We start from the raw sequence: 3,817 nt of genomic DNA, 5'->3' as shown, positions 1-3,817 counted from the left end.
TGAGAGAACATGATTTAAACAAGCTCTCTTTTTTATAGCCGCTCTCGTCAGTTAGGACGTTCTTAATTGCACCTTTCCCTCCTCCCTCCTCCCTCTTTCTCCTAATCCCTAGCCCCCAGTCCCTAACCCCTAGCTAGATAACCAAGCTATGACTTATGTTAGAGGAACGATCGTCTGTGCTGCTGTTAGCCTTAGATTTGTAATCAAAAAAGCGAATTGGCTTGAATATTGAACGAATTCATGGAGTACGAGCATGAAAAATTGGATTTCTAGAGCGATCGATCGCATCAGTTCCGTGCTTAACGCACTTCAGGTAAAGCGTTTTTTGGCTGTTGTCGTAGTCGGTTTTCTGCTGCTGACGACAAATGTTGACTCCGGACGCAATAATCAACGCTTGACCGACAAAGTTCTCGACACAGCACACGAGAAGGATTCCGTCAGACCCAAAACTACAAACGAGTGGTATCAAGAAGCACGCGAAACGAAAGATTCTCCAGGCGAACGGTTGAAAAATATTGCCGAAGAGTCAGGAAAAGCTTTGAAAGAATTTGGTTCTGTGTACCCAGATACTGCTAAGACTAGCGCTGATGCTTTAGATGAGAATACAGCACCAGCCAGCAGAAATTTCTCCAAGTAAGTTCGATGTTAATTGTCATCTCCAATGGCAATTTAGTTTCTTAATGCTTGTCTAAATCACTAAATATACACTGGTTATAACCAGTGCATATTTAGTTTATTTAATACCTACTCATTTTACTTCCGTAAATATTTGCTAAACGAAAACCGCAACTAACGTAACTACTGCTGATTGGAAGAGGCAGAGCGAGTTATAAAAGAATCTATCCAAAAGCAAAAAAAACCAACCATAAGCAAGCATCCACCGAACAGCTCGCAGATTGCTTTGTCTGCGTACAGGTAATGTACGTTAAGACATATTTGTCATGAATGAGCCCAATCACCTACATACAAGTTGAAACTTATACGCGATCGAAACCTAAAGTCCAAAAGTCAGTATATTGTATTGTTTCTGCTAAAGTTTACTGCCGATCGTTATTTCCCTGCTCCCTCTCCCTCTCCCGCTTCCCTCCTCCCGACTCCCTCTCCCTTTGTCCGCAAATTTTCACAGACTCAAAACGGCAAAATGTGATACAATTTTAATGGTATTTGCCAATTCTTGAAACTCAGGGTCGCGAAATTCTCATCTATTTGCATTGTAGCGACTAAAATCTCACATTTTTGGAGTTTTTCACTGTATGACCACTTCCCAGGAGCGGATTATACCCACGGATTTAGGGAACGAGATGTCCCGGTGTTACCTAGAATACGCCATGAGCGTAATTGTAGGTCGGGCGCTCCCAGATGCCAGGGATGGTCTCAAACCTGTGCATCGTCGCATCCTTTACGCAATGCACGAGCTGGGACTGATGCCAGACCGCCCTTTTCGGAAATGCGCCCGTGTGGTAGGGGAAGTGTTGGGTAAATATCACCCTCACGGTGACACGGCGGTGTACGACGCCCTAGTGCGGATGGCACAGGACTTTTCCATGCGATCGCCCCTCATCAACGGACACGGCAACTTCGGTTCGGTTGATAACGACCCCCCAGCGGCAATGCGCTACACCGAATGTCGCCTGCACGCCCTGACTACCGAAGCGATGCTGCGGGATATCGAGGCAGAAACAGTTGATTTTGGCGATAACTTCGACGGTTCCCAGCAAGAACCGCTCGTATTGCCCGCAAGAGTTCCCCAGCTATTGCTCAACGGCTCATCCGGTATCGCGGTTGGCATGGCAACCAACATCCCGCCCCACAATCTGGGAGAACTGATTGATGGGTTGGTGGCGCTGATCCACAACCCAGAAATTACTGATATCGAGTTGATGAAATATATACCTGGCCCAGACTTTCCCACTGGCAGTCAAATATTGGGAACGTCTGCAATTAAAGAAGCCTACACCACCGGGCGCGGTTCGATCACCATGAGAGGCGTGGCAAAAATTGAAACGATCGAACAGCGCGGACGTCCGGACAGAGAAGCCATAATTATTACCGAGTTGCCATACCAAACCAATAAGGCAGCTTTGATTGAGAAAATCGCCGAAATGGTGAACGACAAAAAGCTGGAAGGAATCGCCGATATCCGGGATGAAAGCGATCGCGACGGAATGCGGATCGTCATCGAACTAAAACGCGACGCTTATCCCAGAGTCGTCGTCAACAACCTCTACAAACAAACGCCATTGCAGTCAAACTTTGGGGCGAATATGCTAGCCCTCGTTAATGGCGAACCCCAGCTGCTCACTCTCAAGCAATTCCTCAACGTCTTCCTAGATTTCCGCATAGAATGCGTCACCCGTCGCACTCAACACGAACTGCGAAAAGCCGAGGAACGAGACCACTTATTACAAGGTTTGCTGATCGCTCTATTAAATTTAGATGCTGTCATCGAACTGATCCGCAATGCCGCCGACGCCCCTACCGCCCGTCAAGAAATGATGGAAAGATTCGGGCTTTCGGAAGTGCAAGCAGATGCAATCCTGCAAATGCAATTGCGGCGATTGACAGCATTGGAAGCAGAAAAAATTCGGCAAGAACACGAGGATTTGCAAACGCAAATCGCCGATTTAAAAGATATTTTGGCGCGGCGCGATCGCATTTTGGAAATCATCGAAACAGAAGCGAAGCAGGTAAAAGAGCGGTTTGCTACACCCAGACGGACGGCAATCGAACACGCCGAAGGCGAAATCGACGAAACCGACTTAATTGCCAACGAAAAAGCGCTGATTTTGCTGACCGAACAAGGTTACATCAAGCGAATGCCGGTGAACGCATTTGAAGCCCAAAGTCGGGGAACTCGCGGCAAATCCGCCAACCGCATGAAAGAAGATGATGGTGTAGAACACTTTTTAACTTGTTGCGATCACGATAGCGTTTTGTTCTTTAGCCAGCGCGGTGTCGTCTACTGTCTGAAAGCTTATCAAATTCCCACCTCATCTCGCACCGCACGCGGCGTACCAATTGTGCAAATGTTGCCCATTCCGCGAGATGAAAAAATTACTTCGATCGTATCCGTCGCTGAATTCACCAGCGAAGAATACCTGATCATGTTAACCTGCGGCGGCTATATCAAAAAGACAGAACTGGCAGCTTTTAGCAATATCCGCGCCAATGGATTAATCGCCATTTCTTTGGAAGAAGGAGATCAACTGCGCTGGGTGCGTCGCGCTCGTGTAGAAGATAGCATCATCATCGGATCGCGTCTTGGTATGGCCATTCATTTTAGAGCCGATCACGACCAATTGCGTCCTTTAGGTCGCGCCACGCGAGGTGTCAGAGCGATGTCCATCAAAGAAGGCGATCGACTCATCAGTATGGACATTCTCCCCGGATCGGTCTTGAATAGCGCCCTCAGTGCTGCGGATGAAGAGGAAAGCGCTTCTGTCAACTCGGAAACTCTCGAACAAAGCGAAGAATCTTCACTCAGCACTCAGGACACAGCACTCAGCGCTCCCGATGGCCCTTGGGTTTTAGTAATTACCACCGGAGGCTACGGCAAGCGAGTACCGGTATCTCAATTCCGCTTGCAAAATCGTGCCGGTATGGGCGTACTGGCGACGAAGTTCCGCAAAACAGCCGATCGTCTAGCCGCACTGCACGTCGTCAATCAAGATGACGAGTTAATGATGGTTACCAGTCGAGGTATCATCATTCGTCAAGCTGTGAATGCGATTTCCCCCCAATCCCGTATGGCAACGGGAGTGCGCGTGCAGCGCTTGGACGAAGATGATGCGATCGCCGCAGTCGCCTTAGTTCCTCC

2 protein-coding genes are annotated in these 3,817 nt (G+C 48.3%); both read left to right on the top strand.

Annotation, left to right across the window (positions count from 1 at the left end; genetic code table 11):
• Positions 1-253 precede the first annotated feature (253 nt).
• Positions 254-637, top strand: coding sequence for a hypothetical protein (locus tag H6S82_RS22960; protein ID WP_190472946.1), 384 nt, complete (start codon positions 254-256; stop codon positions 635-637).
• A gap of 616 nt (positions 638-1,253) precedes the next feature.
• A partial coding sequence (gene gyrA, locus H6S82_RS22955; protein WP_191056767.1) for a DNA gyrase subunit A occupies positions 1,254-3,817 on the top strand: 2,564 nt, incomplete at its 3' end.

Source organism: Planktothrix sp. FACHB-1355 (genome assembly GCF_014748295.1).
Taxonomy (GTDB): domain Bacteria; phylum Cyanobacteriota; class Cyanobacteriia; order Cyanobacteriales; family Aerosakkonemataceae; genus Aerosakkonema; species Aerosakkonema funiforme_A.
This window is presented reverse-complemented; position numbering and strand designations above follow the sequence as displayed.